15 protein-coding genes are annotated in these 18886 nt (G+C 67.3%); 9 read left to right on the plus strand and 6 right to left on the minus strand.

Features of this window, described 5'->3' with window-relative positions:
* Window positions 1-8: 8 nt before the first annotated feature.
* The 4 genes from OCUBac02_RS03175 to OCUBac02_RS03190 form a co-directional block, all read right to left on the minus strand.
* On the minus strand, window positions 9-809 hold the full coding sequence (locus tag OCUBac02_RS03175) for an ABC transporter permease (RefSeq protein WP_047581127.1): 801 nt from the start codon (window positions 807-809) through the stop codon (window positions 9-11).
* Between the two features lie 172 nt (window positions 810-981).
* Entirely contained in the window at window positions 982-1848 is an 867-nt protein-coding gene (locus OCUBac02_RS03180; RefSeq protein ID WP_173043420.1) for an ABC transporter permease, read from the minus strand.
* A complete protein-coding gene (locus OCUBac02_RS03185) occupies window positions 1845-2888 on the minus strand; it encodes an ABC transporter ATP-binding protein (protein ID WP_173043421.1) in 1044 nt (347 codons plus the stop codon). The genes OCUBac02_RS03180 and OCUBac02_RS03185 overlap by 4 nt, the downstream gene beginning before the upstream one ends.
* Window positions 2889-3050: 162 nt before the next feature.
* Entirely contained in the window at window positions 3051-4085 is a 1035-nt protein-coding gene (locus tag OCUBac02_RS03190; RefSeq protein WP_465247755.1) for an ABC transporter substrate-binding protein, read from the minus strand.
* 118 nt (window positions 4086-4203) lie between these two features.
* Here OCUBac02_RS03190 and OCUBac02_RS03195 point away from each other — a divergent pair, with 118 nt between their 5' ends.
* Window positions 4204-5157: a LysR substrate-binding domain-containing protein gene (locus OCUBac02_RS03195; protein WP_173043423.1), complete on the plus strand. Its 954-nt coding sequence runs from the start codon at window positions 4204-4206 to the stop codon at window positions 5155-5157.
* Here OCUBac02_RS03195 and OCUBac02_RS03200 read toward each other — a convergent pair.
* Window positions 5142-6287: a glycosyltransferase gene (locus OCUBac02_RS03200; RefSeq protein ID WP_244639080.1), complete on the minus strand. Its 1146-nt coding sequence runs from the start codon at window positions 6285-6287 to the stop codon at window positions 5142-5144. The genes OCUBac02_RS03195 and OCUBac02_RS03200 overlap by 16 nt on opposite strands.
* Window positions 6284-6886 carry a MarR family transcriptional regulator gene (locus OCUBac02_RS03205; protein ID WP_244639081.1) on the minus strand — a complete coding sequence of 201 codons (603 nt, stop codon included), beginning with the start codon at window positions 6884-6886 and terminating at the stop codon, window positions 6284-6286. Before OCUBac02_RS03205 ends, OCUBac02_RS03200 begins: the two co-directional genes overlap by 4 nt.
* A 325-nt stretch (window positions 6887-7211) precedes the next feature.
* Between OCUBac02_RS03205 and OCUBac02_RS03210 the strand changes: the two genes are divergently transcribed.
* The 8 genes from OCUBac02_RS03210 to OCUBac02_RS03245 all read left to right on the plus strand — a co-directional run bounded on the left by OCUBac02_RS03210 (window position 7212) and on the right by OCUBac02_RS03245 (window position 18886).
* A complete protein-coding gene (locus OCUBac02_RS03210; RefSeq protein WP_082009723.1) occupies window positions 7212-8966 on the plus strand; it encodes a type I secretion system permease/ATPase in 1755 nt (584 codons plus the stop codon).
* Complete coding sequence (locus tag OCUBac02_RS03215) at window positions 8963-10318, plus strand: HlyD family type I secretion periplasmic adaptor subunit (protein ID WP_173043428.1); 1356 nt, start codon at window positions 8963-8965, stop codon at window positions 10316-10318. Before OCUBac02_RS03210 ends, OCUBac02_RS03215 begins: the two co-directional genes overlap by 4 nt.
* Before the next feature lie 312 nt (window positions 10319-10630).
* Window positions 10631-11425 (plus strand): calcium-binding protein, encoded by a 795-nt coding sequence (locus OCUBac02_RS03220; protein ID WP_173043429.1) that lies wholly within the window; start codon window positions 10631-10633, stop codon window positions 11423-11425.
* Window positions 11426-11559: 134 nt separating this feature from the next.
* Window positions 11560-13851, plus strand: coding sequence for a glycosyltransferase family 2 protein (locus OCUBac02_RS03225; protein WP_173043431.1), 2292 nt, complete (start codon window positions 11560-11562; stop codon window positions 13849-13851).
* The gene (locus OCUBac02_RS03230; RefSeq protein WP_173043432.1) at window positions 13848-14687 is read left to right on the plus strand and encodes a class I SAM-dependent methyltransferase; all 840 of its coding nucleotides are present in this window, start codon (window positions 13848-13850) and stop codon (window positions 14685-14687) included. The genes OCUBac02_RS03225 and OCUBac02_RS03230 overlap by 4 nt, the downstream gene beginning before the upstream one ends.
* Window positions 14684-15931, plus strand: coding sequence for a glycosyltransferase family 4 protein (locus tag OCUBac02_RS03235; protein WP_173043433.1), 1248 nt, complete (start codon window positions 14684-14686; stop codon window positions 15929-15931). The genes OCUBac02_RS03230 and OCUBac02_RS03235 overlap by 4 nt, the downstream gene beginning before the upstream one ends.
* Window positions 15928-16680, plus strand: coding sequence for a hypothetical protein (locus OCUBac02_RS03240; RefSeq protein ID WP_173043434.1), 753 nt, complete (start codon window positions 15928-15930; stop codon window positions 16678-16680). The genes OCUBac02_RS03235 and OCUBac02_RS03240 overlap by 4 nt, the downstream gene beginning before the upstream one ends.
* Window positions 16681-16684: 4 nt before the next feature.
* Window positions 16685-18886, plus strand: a complete 2202-nt coding sequence (locus OCUBac02_RS03245; protein WP_173043435.1) for a glycosyltransferase family 2 protein — start codon at window positions 16685-16687, stop codon at window positions 18884-18886.

The following is an 18886-nucleotide window of genomic DNA, read 5'->3' on the forward strand; positions in this document are numbered from 1 at the left end:
CACTGGCGTCAGCCTTTTCCGGTTCCGACGAACAGCCGGTCGAGCCCGAACAGCCTGTCCAGCGCCAGCAGCAGGATGGCGGTCAGGGCGATCAGGCAGGCGGAGACGGCTGCGATGAGCGGGTCGATATTGTCCTGGATGTAGAGGAACATCCGGACGGGGAGCGTGGTGGTGGCGGGCGAGGCGATGAAGACGGTCATCGTCACCTCGTCGAAGGAGTTGATCGCGGCGAGCAGCCAGCCCGAGACGACGCCCGGCAGGATCAGCGGCAGCGTCACCCGGCGGAAGACGACGGCAGGGCTCGCGCCGAGCGAGATCGCGGCGTGCTCGATGCGGCGATCGATGCCGTAGGAGGCGGCGAGCACGAGGCGCAGGGCGAAAGGCAGGATCACGATGATATGGCTCAGCACCAGCCCGAGGAAGGTCCCGGAGAGGCCGATCTGCGTGAAGAAGCGCAGGAAGGCGATGCCCAGCACGACATGGGGGACCATCAATGGCGACATGAACAGGGCCGTCATCGCCTCGCGGCCGGGGAAGCGGTAGCGGACGATGGCGAGCGCGGCGGGGACCGCGAGGCCGATCGCAACGGTGGAGGAGAGGGCCGCGAGCCAGAGCGAGTCGCGGAAGGCGCGCAGGAACTCGGGATAATCGAGGATCGCCCTGAACCAGCGCAGGCTCCAGACCCGGCCGGGCAGCGAGAGATAGCCCTCCGGCGTGAAGGCGACGAGGCAGACCACGACCAGCGGCGCCAGCATGAAGACGACGAAGAGCGTGTGAAACAGGATGGCGAAGGGACCGTTGCGGCTCATGCGCGTGTTCCTTTCGCTTGGGTTGCCTCAGCCCTCATCCTGAGGAGCCGCGTAGCGGCGTCTCGAAGGATGCTCCAGTTTCCGCCAGCCTTCTGGACCATCCTTCGAGACGCGCCTGCGGAGCTCCTCAGGATGAGGGCTGCGGGAGGGGTGAGCGGAGTGAAGAGGCCGCTCATTCGAACACCTGTGAATAGCGACGCTCGACCAGCCGGTTGGCGCCGACGGTGAGGATCACCAGGGCTGCGAGCAGGAGCACGGCTACGGCGGCGCCGAGCGGCCAGTTCAGCGTGTTCAGGAACTCGTCATAGGCGAGCGTCGCCGCGACCTTGAGCCGCCTGCCGCCGATGATCGCGGGCGAGGCGAAGGCGCTGGCCGCCAGTGCGAAGACGATGATCGAGCCCGAGAGGATGCCCGGCACGATCTGCGGTAGGATCACGCGCCGCCAGATCGTCAGGCGGGAGGCGCCGAGCGAGAGCGCGGCGTTCTCGATCTGCGGATCGAGCCGCTGCAGCGAGGCCCAGACCGCGAGGATCATGAAGGGGATCAGCACATGGACGAGCGCGATCACCACGCCGGTCTCGGTGAACATGAATTCGAGCGGCTGGCCGATCAGGCCGAGCGCCATCAGCCCGCGGTTGACCAGCCCGTTCGAGCCGAGCAGCAGCGCCCAGCCGAGCGTGCGCGCCACGACCGAGACCAGCAGCGGCCCGAGGATCGCGAGCAGGCAGATGCCGCGCCAGGCCGGCGACATGCGGTTCAGGATATAGGCCTCGGGCACGCCGACCAGGATGGCGAACAGCGTCACCAGCACGGCGATGCGCAAGGTGCGCAGGAAGACTTCGAGGAAATAGCTGTCGCTGAAGATCTCGCGAAAATTCTTCAGCGTGAGCTCGGCAACGATGCCCTTGTACTGGCCCCAGTCGTAGAAGGCGAGCAGCACGGTCATGCCGAGCGGGATGATGACGAGGCCGAGGAAGACGGCGAGCGCGGGACCCGTCAGCCAGTAGGGCGTTGCGCGGGCGGAGGCGTCCGGGCTCATGAGCCTGAACCTTCTGCCAGCAGCGCGGCATCGCCCGCGCCGAAGCTCAGCGTCACGCTCTCGCCCTCGCCGGGAACGTGCGTGCCGTCATTGTGGCGGATCAGGGTGACCGGGCCGGCGGCGCTCTCTGCCGTCAGCAGCCAATGCGCGCCCTGGAAGACGCGCGAGGTGATGCGGGCGGTAAAGCCCGGTGCGCCCTCCGCCGCGAAGCCGAGGCGCTCGGGGCGGACGGCGATGCGCAGCGCGCCCGAGCGGGCGCCGGCGAGCGGCACGGAAAGGGTCTCGATCGCAACATGGCCGCTTCCGTCGCCGGTCGCGTTCAGGACATTGGTCTTGCCGAGAAAGTTCGCGACGAATGCCGTATCGGGATTGCCATAGACGGCATCCGGTGCGCCGATCTGCTCGACGCGGCCCTTGTTCATCACCACGATCCGGTCCGAGAGCGCCATCGCCTCATGCTGGTCATGGGTGACGAGGATCGTGGTGGTGCCGATCGAGCGCTGGATCTGGCGCAGCTCCCCTTGCATCTCCTCGCGCAGCTTGGCGTCGAGATTGGAGAGGGGCTCGTCGAGGAGGAGCAGCGACGGCCGTATGACCAGGGCGCGGGCCAATGCGACGCGCTGTTGCTGGCCGCCCGACATGCGGCGGGGATAGCGATCCTCGAAACCTTTGAGCCCGACCAGCGCCATGGCTTCCAGCGTGCGCTTCTCGCGCTCCGCCTTCTCGACGCCGCGCATCTCCAGGCCGAAGGCGATGTTCTGCGCGACCGTCATATGCGGGAAGAGCGCGTAGCTCTGGAAGACGATGCCGAGGCCGCGCTTGTTGGGCGCGACGCCGCCGAGATCGCCACCGTCAAGCAGGATGCGGCCGCGATCGACCGGCACGAAGCCGGCGATCATCTGCAGCGTCGTGGTCTTGCCGCAGCCGGAAGGGCCGAGCAGCGAGATGAACTCGCCGCGCGCGACCGAGAGGTCGAGCCCCTCGACGGCGACCGCGCTGCCGTAGGACTTGCCGAGGCCTTCGAGAACGAGATGGGACATGGGTTCCGCGCGCTTCGTAAGGGAGGCCGCCGAAACACCGCCGTCATCCCGAGCTTGACCCGGGATCCATTCCGGAGCGCTTCCGAAGAAGGGTCAGGCATGGATCCCGGATCTTCGCTTCGCTGCGTCCGGGATGACGGTGAGTTTCGAAGGCGGACTATGTTACCGCTCGACCTCGCGGTTCCAGCGCTTGGTCCATTCCTCGCGCTTGGCGTTGACGATGTCCCAGTCGACCGCCTTGAGCTTCTTGACCTCCTCGCCATAAGGCAGGCCCTTCTGCTCGTCCGCCGTCAGCGTGACCGTCATGTTCGCCGGGCCGAAGCCCGCGCCGGTCGCCATGACCTTCTGCACGGCGGGGGAGAGCATGTACTGGATGAAGGCGTTCGCCTCGGCCGCGTTCTTGGAGCCCTCTACGGGGCAGGCGGCGACGCCGAGGGCGAAGCTGCCTTCCTTCGGGTAGACGAAGGCGACGGGGAAGCCGGTATCGGCGAAGGCCTTGACGCGGCCCGAGCCCCAGACGCCGAGCGCGGCCTGGCCGCTCTGGAAGAGTTCGGTCATCTTCGCCGGCGAGGGTTCGTAGGCGACGATGTTCGGGTTGATCTCGTCCTTGAAGGCCTTGAAACCGGGCTCGATGTTGCTCTCGCCGCCGCCGGCGAGCTGCGCTTCCGCGATCAGGGCATGCAGGCCATAGGTGTTGTTGATCGGCGGGACGACGATCTTCTTGCCGTAAGCCTTCGACTTGAGGTCGCTCCAGGAGGTCGGCGCCGGCCATTTGTTCTCGGCGAAGACCTTGGTGTTGTAGAACAGGCCCGTCGCGACCAGGCCGAGCCCCACGCCCTTGTTGGACTTGAACTTCATCACCGGCGCGACGTCCTTGTAGACGGCGCCGTCGGTCAGGGTGCCGCAGAAGCCCAGCGCCACGGCCTGGTAGGCCGGGCCGTCATCGACGATCGCGACGTCGATCTGCTGGTTGCCCTTCTGCGCCTGCAGCTTGGCGAGCGTATCGGTCGAGTTGCCGGCGACATACTCGATCTTGACATTGGCCTGCTTCTCGAAGGCCGGGATGACCTCCTTGCGCATGGTCTGCTCGTAGGAGCCGCCATAGCCGGCGACATAAAGCGTCTTCTGCTGGGCGAAGGCGGCGGAGCCGGCGAGTGCGGTTCCGGTGACAAGAGCGAATGTAATGGCGAGCTTCACGGTATCCCCTCCTCGTTTTCGAGTGATGTCGTTAGGTTCGGGGCTGATCTGTAACTGGTCAAATCGAATGTTTCGTGCGAGCCATGCTGAAATGTTATGTCTGATGTGAGGCCCGGCCATGCTGAATCCGCGTCAGATCGAGGCGTTCCGCACGGTGATCGTCACCGGCGGCATCACGGCGGCCGCGCAGGCGCTGAACGTCACGCAGCCAGCGGTGACGCGCCTGATCCAGGACCTGCAATATGCGCTCGGCCTGCCGCTTTTCGTGAAGCGCGGGGCGCGGCTGGTCCCGACCAATGAGGCCTTGTCGCTCTATCGCGAGGTCGAGCGCCAGTTCGTCGGGCTGGAGCGCATCGAGAACGCCGCCCGCAACCTGCGCGAGGGGCGTGCCGGGTCGCTGCGCGTTGCGGCTCTGCCGGCCTTCAATGTCGGTTTCCTGCCGCGGATCGTCGGCAACTATCTCAGGCAGAAGCCGGGGCTGGATATCGCGCTCTACGGCAGCATCTCCTCGCAGGTCGTGGACTGGGTCACCTCGGGCTTCTGCGAGCTCGGCTTCGCCCAGATGCCGCTCGATTTCCCTGGGATCGACATCGAGATGCTGCCATCGATCCCGCAGGTCGCGGTCTTGCCGACGGGGCACAGGCTGACCGAGAAGGCCGAGCTCGCGCCCGAGGATTTCGCCGGGGAGCCGTTCGTCTCGCTGGAGCAATCGACACAGCTGCGCTATCGCATCGATGCGCTGTTCTCCGCCCATGGCGTAATGCGCTCGACGCGAATCGAGACGCCCCTGTCGATGATCGCCTGCGGGCTCGTCGCCGCGGGCGCCGGGGTGGCGGTGGTCGATCCCTTCACGGCAGAGGAATATCGCGGGCGCGGAATCGAAATCCGTCCGCTCAATCCATGCGTCGTTTTCGACATGGCGATCATCTGGGGAGCGGGCCGCTTCCGATCGGCCGTCGCGCTCGATTTCGCCGAGACGGTTCGCGCCGCCGTTCGCGACTTCGCCGGGCCGTCGCTGACTGAGGGTCCGGCCAGCGACCGGATGGCGATCGAAGTTCAATCGCCGAACTGATGGATCCAGCCGGTCTGGCGGGCGATGCAGCGCTCGCGCTCGTAGCCGGCGATCACGGTCTCCCGCGCGGCGCGGCGCAAGGGCCGCATCGCTGCTTGGTTCGACAGCGCTTCCTGGACGCGATCCGCCAGTGCTGTTTCGTCGTGGAAGGGGGTAAGCAGACCGTTGCCGCCGTCCCGGATCACTTCCGTGACTGGCTCGGTCGCGGAGCCGACGACGAGGCAGCCGCAGGCCATCGCCTCCAGCAGCGACCAGGACAGGACGAAGGGAACGCTGAGATAGACATGCACGGCCGAGATCTGGAACAGCCTGATCAACTGCTCATGCGGCAGCCAGGGGATATGGACGATGCGATCGCCCAGCCCGGTCTCAGTCAGCATCGCCTCGCGCCAGCTATTGCCGTCGGAGCGGGGCCGGCCATAGCCGGAGCCGTCGCCGCCGACCACGACGAAAAGCGCATCGGGCCGGCGGGCCGCGAGGCGGGCGGCGGCGCGCATGAATTCGGGATAGCCGCGATAGGGGTCGAGATCGCGCGCGACGAAGGTCACGACCGGCATGCCCGGCGCGAGCGCCCGCCCATCGGGCAGGACGAAGGCGGCCTTGGCATCGGGGCGGCAGAAGCGGGTATCGATGCCGTCATGGCAGATCGCGATGCGCTGGCGATAGGCCGCCGGATACTGCCGTCGCTGCCACTGCGTCGGCGCATAGGCCGCATCGAGCGTGTCGAGCGCGAGAAGCTGGGCGGCATTGCGCATGCGCACGCGCTGGCGGTCGGCCGCCGGAACGGGCTCGTCGATGCCGAAATCGAGGTCGGAATCCGTGCTGCGGTAGTAGTACTCGCAATAGCCGATCAGGCCTGCATCGGGCAGCGCATCACGGGCGAAGAGCATCCCGCCCCAGCCGATATGGCCGAGGACGACATCGGGCGGGTCGCTGCGCTTCAGGCGCTCCATCAGGCGCGTGACCGCCTCGCCGGTGCGCAGGTGATATTCGGTCGCCGCGAGCGCGGGATGCTGCGTGGTGCTCTCGTCGACCGTGTAGACGATCTGGCGAACGCCCGGCGCCTCCTGCGCCGGACGTTCGGTGATCAGCGTGACCTCGACGCCTTCCGCGACGAGGCTGTCGATCAAAGCAGCGAATTGACCAGATCCTGAGCGATGAACGAATAGGACATGCATGATGCGAGCAGCACTCCGCCGTAGCGGAGCGCGTCGTTCCACCACTGTTCGAGTTGGCGCAGGGTTTCGTGGGTCGTGTTCAGGTCGGTGTCGCGGTTGCTCTCCAGCCGCTGGCCGAACTGGCTGGCCTCGTCGAGCAGGCGCAGCCGCTCGCACAGCATCTGGCCCTTGAGCGAAAGCGAGATGCGCGCCTGCCTGCGGTCGCGCGGCGAGGCGCCGCGGTCGAGATAGCCGTTCTCGACAAGCTGCTTGAGATTATAGGAGGCGTTCGAGCCGCCGTAATGGCCGCGGTCGAGCAGATCGCGCACCGCGATCTCGCCTTGCCCGATCGTCATCAGCACCATCACTTGCGAGGGAGAGATGTCGTCGATGCCGAGCTTGGTCAGTTCAAGCCGGAGATAGTCGAGGAAGCGCCGGCTGACCCTCTCGATCACCCGCGCCAGATCAAAAGGGGAAATTCGACGATCGGGGACCTCTTCGAGGGCACCGGAACCATTCGCCGGATGGTGGCCGTTCAGGGAACTGCCTGTGAATTGCTCGCCGCCGTGCAATTTAAAGTGCATTCCTTACCCCATCTGATCGAAAATTAAACAATCCATCTCTTCTGCCTCCGATTTATGATTTGGAGCCTATAGGCAAAGCACATGCCATCTGCGTTAGCTAATAGATAAGATTGTAGTATTCGTATGATGTGTAGAAACTGTTTCGAATTTCAAAATTTCTCATAATTCAGCCTCATTTGCTTCCGTCTGAGTCGGTGAGCTACGCTTCTAATCTGTCATAATCTTGACACTCCCTCCATGTCTCGTTGCAGGGCCGATGACGGGTTTTCCCCGCAGCTTTTTCGGACAACGCATCTCAGTCTCGGAGCCTTGCATGCAGGCGGTGAAGCCGGCGCCCGACGCCCTGATCCGGAATCTCCAGCGCTCGTTCGTCGGCGGCCTGAGTTATGCGGGCTTCCTCAGTCTGTGCGTGAACCTGCTGCTGCTGACCGTGCCGCTCTTCATGATGCAGGTGCAGGACCGGGTGATCGTGAGCCGCAGCTATGACACGCTGACGATGCTCCTGGTGATCGCGGTCGGTGCGCTCGTGCTGTACGGCACGATCGAGTTCATCCGCTCGCTGACCTTCCAGGCGATGGCGAGCATCTTCGCGCGCAAGCTCAATTTGCCGGCTCTGCAGGCGGCCGTGAGCTCCTCGCTCGAGAAGGGCTCGGGTCAGGCGACACAGGCGATCCGCGATCTCAACGATATCCGCTTCTTCATCGCGAGCTCGGCCATCGCGACGCCGCTGGAGGCGGCCTGGTCGCCGATCTTCCTCGCCGTGCTCTTCGCGCTGCACCCGGTCTATGGGCTGGTCGGGCTCGCCTCGCTGGTCATCCTGCTGCTGCTCGGCGTGCTTTCGGACATGCTGACCCGGCGCGTCCTCAAGGAGGCGAACGAGGCCGGCGTCGCCAGCATCAATGAGGTCGGCGCGAGCCTGCGCCATGCCGAGACGATCGAGGCCATGGGCATGCTGCCGGCGCTCGCCCGGCGCTGGCGCGGCCAGCAACTGGCGATGATCGAGCAGCTCGACATGGGCACGCGGCGCGGCAAGTTCATCGCCGCCGTGACGCGCGCGTCGCGGATGACCATGCAGCTCGCGGTCTACGCGACCGGTGCCATCCTGATCATCCGCAACGAGGTCACGGCCGGCACGCTGATGGCGGCGAGCATCCTGCTCGGGCGGCTGCTCGCGCCGTTCGATTCGATGATCACCGACTGGCGGCAATGGGTTCTCGCCGCCGCCGCCTGGCAGCGCGTCCGCGATCTGGTGCTGAGCCGCAGCTCGCAGCGCCAGACCGTGCCGACCCCGCCCTGCCAGGGCGATCTCGTGGTCGACCGCGTGATCTACGCCCCGGCCGGGCAGGAGCAGACCGTCATCAAAAGCGTGTCGTTTTCGCTGCAGCCCGGCGAGGTTCTCGGCGTGGTCGGCCCCTCCGGCGCCGGCAAATCGACGCTGGCGCGCCTGCTCGTCGGGGTACTCCGGCCGAATGTCGGCGGCGTCTATCTCGACGGGCACAGCACCTATCTGTGGGAGCGCGGCTCCTTCGGCGCCATGGCGGGTTATCTCCCGCAATCGGTCTCGCTGCTGAACGGGACGATCGCCGAGAACATCGCCCGCATGCGCGAGCCCGATCCGCATGCGATCCTGGAGGCGGCGCGCATCGCCGGCGTCCACGAACTGATCGGCCGCCTGCCGCTCGGCTACGACACCAATGTCGCCGACAGCGATTTCAACCTCTCCGGCGGCCAGCGGCAGCGTATCGGCCTGGCCCGGGCGCTCTACGGCATGCCGCGGCTGATCGTGCTCGACGAGCCCAATGCCAATCTCGACGCCGAGGGCGAGCAGAGCCTGATCCGCGCGATCGCGGCGGCGCGCGAGAGCGGGGCCATCGTCGTGCTGATCGCGCATCGCCCTTCTGTGATGCAGGTCGTCGACAAGCTGCTGGTGCTGCGCGAGGGCCGCGTCCAGCAATTCGGCCCGCGCGGCGAGATCGCCGGCATGATCACGCCCGGCGGGCGGGTCGAGCTGGAGCCCGCCGCCAAGGCCCCCGCCGCAGCGGCCCCGGTTCGCGAGGTGAAGGCATGACCGGACGTTCCCTGATCAAGCGCCCCGAGCATTCGCTCACCGTGCAGGTTGAACCGGACATGCCCGAGGAGCGCATGCCGAGCCTGCGCAACCTCGTACTGGCCGGCGTCGCCGCGATCGGCGTCGGCTTCGGCGGATTCGGCGCCTGGGCGGTGACGGCGCGGCTCGACAATGCCGCCGTCGCGCCCGGCCTCGTCGCCGTCGACAGCAAGCGCAAGACAGTCAGCCATCTCGAAGGCGGCATCCTCAAGACCCTGCTCAAGGCGGAGGGCGAGCGTGTCGCGCGGGATGAGCCGCTGCTGCGCCTGGAGGATGCGCGCCAGCGCGCCGAACTGCAGCAATTGCAGGCCAAGCGCATCGGGCTCGAAGCCAAGCTCGCGCGCCTGCGGGCCGAGCAGACCGGGGCGGGCGAGATCACCTTTCCCGCCGATATCGCGCGTATGGATTCGCCGATCGCGCGCGAGGTGCTGCGGGCCGAGCAGGGCCTGTTCAAGTCCCGCGCCCAGGTTCATGACGGCAAGGTCCATATCCAGCAGCGCGTCATCGAGCAGCATCAGGCCGAGTCGGATGCGCTGAAGGCGCAGATCGACGCCACCACGCAGCAGCGTTCGCTGATCGACGAGGAGGCCAGGATCATGGCCGATCTCTACGAGAAGCGCTACGCCAAGCGCAGCCAGCTCGTCGAATTGCAGACCAAGCAGAGCGAATTGTCCGGCAAGGCCGGGGAGCTGACAGCGCGCAAGGCCAAGGCCGAGCAGGCGGTTGCCGGCGCCAATCTGGAGATCCTCTCGATCGGCCTCGAACGGCAGAACGATATCGGCGGCGAGATCCAGGAGGCCCAGCTCGCGCTCTCGGAGGTGACCGAGCGCATCGTCCAGGCCGAGGACGTGCTGCGCCGGCTGGTGGTGACCGCGCCGCAGGAAGGCGTCGTCGCCAATATCCGGATGCGCACCGCCGGCAGCGTGATCGCGGCCGGCGAAGCGATCCTCGACATCGTGCCGGAGCACGAGCCGCTGATCGTCGAGGCCAAGGTCGATCCGCGCGACATCGACGCGGTCAAGGTCGGTTCAGCGACCCGCGTGCGCCTGACCGCGTTCAACTCGCGCCTGCTGCCGCCCTTGCAGGCCAAGGTGAGCTATGTCGCGCCGGACCAGCTGATCGACGAGAAGACCGGCGCGCCCTATTTTGTGGTGCGGGCGGAGATCGATCCGGACAGCCTGCGCGACTACAAGGTCTCGCTGCATGCCGGCATGACCGCCGAGGTCATGATCGTGAACGGTGCCCGCCGCGCGGTCGATTACCTGCTCTCGCCGATCACCGACAGCTTCAACCGGGCGTTCCGCGAGGATTGAGCTTACGCGACGATCGAGCTGTGGCGATCGGGTCCGCCGCTTCAGGGTCGGTCACGCGGAATTATATTTCGAAATTGGAAGGATACCGCTTCGATTCTGAAAAGTATTTGATCGTAAAATAAAGACTAAAATATGTTGCGTCGCAAAATGATCACAATAAATCTCTTGCTGCATCGCATCCATTGAGCAATCTTCAATCGGTCGAGCGATGGCCTGAACTATCGACGGCTGTCGGAAACGTTCCTGGTCTTCCCGTTCCGCGGTGCGGCCGCTGAATGGTCCAGGTTCACCAGATCGCCCAGGAGGTGCCGTATGGCGACGATCGAAGGAAGTGCATTCGACGACTTTTTGATTGGGAGTCGTTTCAGTGACGTGATTCTCGCCGGAGCTGGCGACGATATCGTCAAGGGTGGAGATCAGGTCGATTCCCTGTTCGGCGAAGAGGGCGACGACACGCTGTTCGGCGAGAAGGGCAATGACGCCCTGTTCGGCGGCGAGGGTAACGATACCCTCTTCGGCGGGCTCGATGACGACGTCCTGTCCGGTGACGAGGGCAACGACGCCCTGTTCGGCGGCGAGGGCAACGACATCCTTTCCGGTGGCGTCGGCGATGACATCCTGCGCGGCAATGCCGGCGACGATGTCCTGATCGGCGGCGAGGGCAACGACATCCTGCAGGGCGGGCCGGGCGATGACATCCTCCAGGGTGGCGCCGGCAACGACGTCCTCCAGGGCGGCGAGGGCACCGATATCCTCTCCGGCGGCGCCGGCGACGACATTCTCCAGGGTGGCGCTGGCGACGACATGCTGTTCGGCGGTGCCGGCAACGACATCCTGCACGGCGGCGCCGGCAGCGACACCTTCGTCTTCGCCGGCGGTGGCGGCAACGATGTCGTGCTCGATTTCCATGCCGGCTCGGACATGCTGCAGATCGCGTCCGACATCAACGGCACCGGCATCGGCTCGGCGGAGGATGTCGCGGCGCGGGCCACCACCGTCGGCGGCAACACCGTCGTCGATCTCGGCAATGGCGACACGCTCACCCTTGTCGGCGTTTCCGCCGATGACGTTCAGGCCGATCCGAACTCCTACTTCACGGTCGCCTGATCCTGCTGCTGCCTCTCGTTCGGCCGCTGCGGCCGAACGAGAGGCTTGCAGCTCCCGGAGCGCGCACGCCCCCGGAAAGCTCCCCTCGCTTTCCGCAAGCGCTCCGGGATTCTCCGTGCCGCAGGAGCACCCCAATGCTTTCTCTCGCGCCCGTCGCGATGGCGACGACACCGCCGGCCCAGCTCGAACTCCACCGCCTCGGCGGTTCGGTCTTCCTGCTCTGCTGGACGCTCGAGGCGTCGCCCTTCGGCAGGCCTGCGATCGCACTCGCGGGCGGCGGCCGGCGCCTGCCTGCAGCTTCGATCTCGCTCGGCTTGCGTGACGGACGCGAGCGGCTCGCCGTCGCCTTCCGCTCGTCGGGCCATGATCATGTCGTCGCGACACTCAGCGATCACGGCCCGCAGGGCGAGGTGACAGCCGGCTTCGATCCGACGCTCGTCCACGGCCTTGCCGATCCAGCCGAAATCCTCAAGGACCTTGCACCGCAAGCGCGCCTGACTCTGGCCAACGCGCTGGTCCGCGCCTGGCCCCCGCTGTTCGGCCTCGCCGCGATTCCGAATTACCTGTCCTTCCTGCGCCAGTTGCTGCTGGCGCTCTTCCCCAAGCCGGTCGCGATGCAGCCGACCGCGGCGCTGGTCGAGGGGCAATGGCTGTTCGAGACGGCGGTGCCCGCCGAATTCGGCGCCTTGCAAGGCGTCGTCCGTCTCGATGGCGCGGGGCTGACGCGTCTGGCCCTCAAGGCCCGCCTCAGCGCGGCCGATCGCAGCGGCAAGCGCGAAGCGCATCTCGTACTGGACGCGCCGCCGAGCCGTGGCGGTGGGCTTCTCATCCTGCAAGGCGAGCGCTCGCTGGTCTTGCGCACGCTGCCCGGTCGGTTGTCCGCCCCTTCGCTCGGCCGGTGGTGGGCCGGAAAGGCGGCCAGCCGCGACGGGTTGCGCAACTGGGTGGTCGAGCAGCTTGCCGGATTGTCCGAGCAGGGCCGTCTGCTCGCGATCGAGATGCAGCGGCGCGTACCGCTCGCCGTGCAGCATGTTCGCCGCAGCGACGAGCTACCTGCCGCCGAACTCGACCTCGCGGTCTGCAACCGCGCCGGGCTGCTGATCGGCGGCTGGCTGCGCGATCCCGATGATCTGCTGGACGAGGTGCTGCTCCATCGCGGCCATGGCGAGCCGATCGCGATGCTCTCGCGTTTGCAGCGTTTTCCCGTGCGCCTGCCGGCCGGGGCCGATGGCGAGACGCGCCTCGCGACGGGCTTCGCCGGCTTCGCTCCGGATTACGCCGGTGGCGCGCCGGTGCTGCAGCCGCGCTGCGAGATCAAGCTCAGATCCGGGACGACGCTGACATTGCGCCCGCCGGTGCAGCCGGCCGATGCCGTGACGATCCGGGCGCGGGCGCTGGCGGCGATCCCGCCGCAATACCTGACCGCGGAGATGATCGAGACGACGCTCGCACCGATCCTCGCCGCCTGCCAGGAAGATCTGCGCGACAGCCGGCCGGAGCCTGCGGTCAAGACATTCGGGCAGCCGCTTGCGCGGCCCAAAGCCTCGGTCGTGATTCCGCTCTACCGCGTCTATGACTTCCTGCGCGTGCAGGTCGCGGCCTTCGCCGGCGACCCGTGGTTCACGGAGAATGCCGAGCTGATCTATGTGCTCGATTCACCCGAGCATGAGGGCGAGATCGCGCATCTCCTCGGCGGCCTGCATCTCGCCTATGGCCTGCCGATGCAGTTCGTCGCGATGCGACGCAATGGCGGCTTCTCGGCGGCCTGCAATGCCGGCGCCGCCGCGGCACGCGGCGAGGTGCTCGCGCTCGTCAATTCCGATGTGATCCCGACCGGCAATGGCTGGCTGGAAGGGCTGATCGCCAGGCTCGATCGCCGCGCGCGGGTCGGCGCCGTCGGTCCCAAGCTGCTCTATGACGACAACTCGCTGCAACATGCCGGCTTGTTCTTCAAGCGCGACAGCAAAGGCACCTGGCTCAACCATCATTACTTCAAGGGCATGCCCGGCAGCTATGCCCCGGCCAATATCGAGCGGCCCGTGCCCGGCGTCACCGGCGCCTGCATCGTGATGGCGCGCGATCTCTACGAGGAGCTCGGCGGTTTCGACGAGAGCTATGTGATCGGCGACTACGAGGACAGCGATCTGTGCCTCAAGATCAGGCGCGCCGGCTTCGGCATCCTCTACGTCCCGGATGTCGCGCTCTACCATCTCGAGCGGCAATCGATCGCGCGCAGCGTCGACTACACGCGCGGCGTCGCCTCCCAGCACAATGCCTGGCTGCAGTCGCAGCGCTGGGGCGCCCAGGTCGAGGCGCTGATGCAGGCCTTCGCGACCTCCGCGCCCGAGCTTGCCCTGCCGGCGCCGGCACCCGCCGAACCCGATCTTGTTCCCCGCTTCACCTTCAGGAGAGCGACCGCCGCATGACCGCCCTGAGACAGATCGCACCCGAGCCGGCTCCCGCGGAGGCTTCCGCCGGGCCCGAGCTCGACTGGCTCCTGGCCTCGCTGCAGAGCAACCGCTTCATGCCGCATCCGCCGGAAGATTCGATCTTCGTCGGCGATGGCGACTATCGCGCGATCGGCGCCGAGTTCCTCGGCCATTTCATCCGCATCGGTCGGCTCAAGCCGCATGAGCGCGTCTTCGATATCGGCTGCGGTATCGGCCGCATGGCGGTGCCATTGACGCAATATCTCGATCCCGAGCGCGGCAGCTATGACGGCGTCGACCCGGTGATGGAGGGCATCCTGTGGTGCGCCCGGACGATCACGCCGGCCTATCCGCGCTTCCGCTTCCAGCGGCTCGACATCGCCCACCCGCTCTATAATCCGCAAGGGTCGCTTCCGGGCATCGAGGTCCGCTTCGGCTTCGCCAATGGCAGCTTCGATTTCGTGACGATGACCTCCGTCGCGACGCATCTGCCACCCGAGGAACTGGTGGTCTACCTGCAGGAGGCGGCGCGCCTGCTGGCGCCGGGCGGGCGGCTCTTCCTCACCGCCTTCGCGATCGACGGCACCTCGACGGGTCAGGAGCGCCTCTCGTTCAAGCGCTGGCAGGACGGGCCGGGCTGGTACGCCATCGACGAGGCGCCGCTCGCGGCCGCCGGGATCGACAGCCGCTTCCTGCTGGAGCAGGCGGCTGAGGCCGGGCTCACCGTCGAGGCGATCAGGCCGGGGCATTGGCGCGGCATCAGCGCGGCGCATTACCAGGACCTGCTGATCGCGACGAAACCGGGGAGCAAGGCACCGGGAGGCGTGGCATGAGCCGGCGTATCCTCGTCGTCGCGCATAACCATCCGTCGCTGCATCCGGGCGGCACCGAGATCTTCGCTCATGATCTGACGCAAGCCTATCGCGAGCAGGGCTGCGAAGTTCTGTTCCTCGGCGCGACCAATGCGATGCATCGCGGCCCGCATCCGGGCACCGCGCTGCAGGCGATCGGCGAGGACGTGGTGCTGTGGAGCGCGCATTACGACCGCTTCCACATGAGCCAGATCGACCATTACGGCACTTTGCAGGATCTGGCGACGCTGCTGGAGGAGTTCCGGCCGGACGTGATCCATGTTCACCATCTCGTGCTGATCGGCGCGGAGTTCCTGACGCTGGCGCGACGGCTGCTGCCGCAGGCGGCGATCGTAATGACGCTGCACGACTATTACCCGATCTGCCACCATGACGGGCTGATGGTGCGGCCAGGCGACCGCCAGCGCTGCAAGGGCTCCTCGCCCTCGGCCTGCCATGGCTGCTTTCCCGAGATCGGCTCCGACCGCTTCCTGCTGCGCGAGCGCTTCATCAAGACGCATCTGGCGGCGGTGGACCGTTTCGTCGCCCCGAGCCGCTTCCTGCGCCAGCGCTATGTCGACTGGGGCCTGCCCGGTGAGCGGATCGCGGTCATCGCCAATGCCCGCCCGGTCCAGGAGGCCGCGCCACATCGGCAGGCGAGCGGCCGCCGCGCCAGCTTCGGCTATTTCGGCAATCTCAATCAGTGGAAGGGCGTGCTGCCGCTGCTGCAGGCGGCGCAATTGCTGCGCGCCTCCGGCGAGACCGAATTCTCCTTGCGCATCCATGGCGGCGCCCCGTTCCAGAGCGAGGCCTTCACGACCGCGCTCGATACAGCGCTCGCGGGAGCGGAGGGCGTCGTCACCCACTGCGGGCCCTATTCCCGTGACGAGGTGCCCGGTCTGATGGCCGAGGTCGACTGGGTGGTCATGCCCTCGATCTGGTGGGAGAACGCGCCGCTCGTCATCCAGGAAGCCTTCCAGCACCGCCGGCCGCCGATCGTCAGCGCCATCGGCGGCATGGCCGAGATGGTGCGCGACGAGATCGACGGGCTGCATGTCCGGCCGGGCGATCCGGCCGCGCTGGCCCGCATCCTTCGCCGGGCGATGGAGGAGGCCGGCCTCTGGCAGCGCCTCGTCCACGGCATTGCCGAGCAGCCGACGCTCGCCGACTGCGCCGACCGCCACCTCGCCCTCTTCGATGACCTCAAGCTCGCGGAGGCCGCATGACCACGGCTCAGCATCAGGACAATGAAGTCCGCCTGCCTAACGTCAACCCCGCCCGCCTGAACGGACGGGTCGATGCCCTCGACGGCAGCCGCCTGCATGGCTGGATCTGGGACGAGGCCCGTCCCGACGAGGCGGTCACCGTCAGGATCTCCCTGGACGGCAGGGTCATCGCGGAAACGAAGGCGGACCAGAGCCGAATCGACCTGCGCCGAAACGGCATCGGCGACGGCAAACATGCCTTCTCGATCGATCTCGACGAGACGCTGGTCGCTGCACGCACCCGGCTGACAGTCGTCGGCGTCTCCGCGGCGACCGGCGCGGAGCTGGAGCTGCGCCTGCCGGCTGCGGACGAGCTTGCTGCGGAGGCGGCGATCGCCGTGCCGCTGGCGCGCTTCTTCAACAAGGTCGAGCTGCTGATTGCGCTCAACCGGCGCGGCCAGCTCGCCCAGAAGGAGCTCAACGAGAAGCTCGACCGCATCGCGGCCAGGCTCGAAGAGAACCATGCTCTCGCCGAGGCGACCAAGGCGGAGACCGAGAGCCAGAGCGAGATCGTACGCCGGCTCGGCGAGCTCGACGTCTTTCAATTGCGCTTTGATGGCACCCTGCGCGGCTTCGACGAGCGGCTCGACGCGATCCGCAAGGAGGCGCGGGCACCGCTCAGGCAGGTCACCGTCATCCTCGGCTTCCTTTCGGCGCTCGCGGCGGTGATGTCCTTCGTCACGCTCGCGGTGACCTTGTGGGGAGGATGAAGCGATGAGCGAGGTCATCGTTCCCGAGAGGACCGCGATCGCGCAGGCGCCGACCGTCTCCTGGACGCCGCTCGGCGAGAACGCGATCCTCGTCCGCAGCCATTGCGACGCCATTCCGGCGAAGGTGCCGGTCGCAGTCGACGGCAACCCGCGCAACCGCGCCCAGACGATGGTGCTGAGCTGGCGCCGGCCCGGTGTCGAGCCTTCGGTGGCCACCGGCTTCCTCTGCCTCGCGCCGGCGCCCAGCGTCGACGATAGCGGCACCGGTGCATTGCTGATCGGCCGGCCCGGTCGGCCGCTGCGCCTGATCCTGGCGCCGAAGCCGCAATCGCTGCAGGCCTTTCTCTCCGAGCTCGCGGACGATGCTGGTCAGGCCTTCCCGAGCGTGGTCGATGGCCTGCTCGAAGTGCTGCTGACCGGCGCGCCGAATCCGCGTCGTCTGCGGGCCGTGGCGATGCTGTTGCAGACGGTCGCGCGGCCGGGCGGCTTCGTCGAGGTGATGGGCAGGCTCGACGATGTCGCGGGCTCGGGCGGTGGCATCTTCCTGCAGGGTTGGACCTCTCATTTCGCCGCCGGGCGGATGAAGCTGCTGATCTCGCATGGCGGCCTGTCTCCGGCCCATCTCGAAACCGGGACCTTCGAGCGTGACGATCTCGGCGAGGGCGCTCGCGGCTTCTTCGGCCTGCTTGAGGATTGCCACGCCCAGCATCCCGGCGAGATCGAGCGGCTCTATTTCCGCGGCAATGACGGCTGGCGCGCGCTCGAAGTCTATGAGCGCCATGTCCTGCTCGAGCCGATCACCGTGCCCGGCCATCTGCGCGACGGCCTGCAGCGCGGCACCGCCCCGCAGGTGACGGCCGACAAGCTGAAGCGCGCCTCGCAGCGCTTCGACGGGCGCGACACGGTCTGCCTGCTGGAGGAGCCGGTGCGGGCCGGCATCGACTCGGTCACGGTGGTCGAGGGCACCGGCGTCCTGATCATCGGCTGGCTGTTCGATCCCGAGCGTCGGGTCGGGGGGGTCTCGCTGCGCAGCGGCGGCCAATCGTGCGCCGTCGACCGCGTGTGGACGCGGGTGCAGCGCGCCGACGTTACGGCGGCCTTCATGGAGGATCCGCGCTTCGGCCCGGCCTTGGCCTCGCGCCGCAACAATCACGGCTTCATCGTCTTCGCGCCGAAGCTTCTGCCCGAGGCCGGCCAGCCGCTGCATCTCGCCTTCGAGGTGCAGGGCACGGGCCCCGCCTTCCTGCCGCTCGAACCCAATCGCGCCCCCGCTCGCCGCGCTCTGGAGCGGGTGCTCGGCCTGCTCGACGCGCGGTCCTCGACCGCGAGCGCGGTGGTCGAACGCCAGATCGCGCCGGCCTTGCAGGCGGCCGAGATCGCTCCGCCGCGCGCGGCGGAGACGCTCGATGTCGGGAGCTTCGATCCCGAAGCACCGCTCGGCCTCGTCATCGGGCTCGATCACCGGCATCGCGAGTTGTCGGCACTGTTCGCATTGCTCGCGATGGACCCGGAAGCGCGGCCCCTGCCGATCGTGCTCGCCGCGCCCTCCGAGAGCTTCGACCGCGTCGGTGCCGAAGCGCGACGGCTTGCCCGCTTCTACAGGCTCTCCATGCGTCTCGTGGCGGTGGAAGGCGTCGAGGATGCCTGTGATGCGCTGGAGGCGGGCGTGCGCGCCTGCCGCTTCAACACGGTCGCTTTGCTGTCGGGTGCCGCGCAGATCCGCATGCCCGGCTGGCTCGGCCGGCTGGAGCGGGCCTATCGCGCGCGCGGCGGCCAATGCGTCGCGAGCCCGACCCTGCTCTTCGAGGACGATTCCATCCGCTGGGCCGGCGCCTGGCTGGAAGGGGAGGGCGCGAGCCGGCGCATCGCCAACCGTTTCGTCGGCTATCCCCTGGAGGCGGTCGGCAATCTCGGCCCGATGGAGGTCGCGGCAGGGGCCAGCGAATGCTGCGTGCTGTCGCGCGCCGCCTTCATCGAGGTCGGCGGCTTCGCCCGCAATTATTTCACCACGGCGGAGAAGGGGCTCGATCTGTGCCTCAAGCTCCGGATGGCGGGTTCGCCCTCGCTCTGGGTGCCGGATGTCGAGGTCTATGCCGTCGACGATGCTGAGACCGCGGCGCCGCATGCCGGCGCGCTCGCCCAGCTCGCCGACCGCACCAGCTTCGACCGGCGCTGGGCGCTCGCCATCTCCAACATGAAAGGCTGA

This window comes from Bosea sp. ANAM02 (genome assembly GCF_011764485.1).
Taxonomy (GTDB): domain Bacteria; phylum Pseudomonadota; class Alphaproteobacteria; order Rhizobiales; family Beijerinckiaceae; genus Allobosea.

Excerpts from the sequence above, each read along its gene's own strand:
- OCUBac02_RS03195 (WP_173043423.1), top strand. The coding sequence starts at position 4,204 with ATGCTGAATCCGCGTCAGATCGAGGCGTTCCGCACGGTGATCGTCACC.
- OCUBac02_RS03240 (WP_173043434.1), top strand. The coding sequence starts at position 15,928 with ATGACCACGGCTCAGCATCAGGACAATGAAGTCCGCCTGCCTAACGTC.
- OCUBac02_RS03175 (WP_047581127.1), bottom strand. The coding sequence starts at position 809 with ATGAGCCGCAACGGTCCCTTCGCCATCCTGTTTCACACGCTCTTCGTC.
- OCUBac02_RS03185 (WP_173043421.1), bottom strand. The coding sequence starts at position 2,888 with ATGTCCCATCTCGTTCTCGAAGGCCTCGGCAAGTCCTACGGCAGCGCG.
- OCUBac02_RS03180 (WP_173043420.1), bottom strand. The coding sequence starts at position 1,848 with ATGAGCCCGGACGCCTCCGCCCGCGCAACGCCCTACTGGCTGACGGGT.
- OCUBac02_RS03210 (WP_082009723.1), top strand. The coding sequence starts at position 7,212 with ATGCAGGCGGTGAAGCCGGCGCCCGACGCCCTGATCCGGAATCTCCAG.
- OCUBac02_RS03245 (WP_173043435.1), top strand. The coding sequence starts at position 16,685 with ATGAGCGAGGTCATCGTTCCCGAGAGGACCGCGATCGCGCAGGCGCCG.
- OCUBac02_RS03225 (WP_173043431.1), top strand. The coding sequence starts at position 11,560 with ATGCTTTCTCTCGCGCCCGTCGCGATGGCGACGACACCGCCGGCCCAG.
- OCUBac02_RS03230 (WP_173043432.1), top strand. The coding sequence starts at position 13,848 with ATGACCGCCCTGAGACAGATCGCACCCGAGCCGGCTCCCGCGGAGGCT.
- OCUBac02_RS03215 (WP_173043428.1), top strand. The coding sequence starts at position 8,963 with ATGACCGGACGTTCCCTGATCAAGCGCCCCGAGCATTCGCTCACCGTG.
- OCUBac02_RS03235 (WP_173043433.1), top strand. The coding sequence starts at position 14,684 with ATGAGCCGGCGTATCCTCGTCGTCGCGCATAACCATCCGTCGCTGCAT.
- OCUBac02_RS03220 (WP_173043429.1), top strand. The coding sequence starts at position 10,631 with ATGGCGACGATCGAAGGAAGTGCATTCGACGACTTTTTGATTGGGAGT.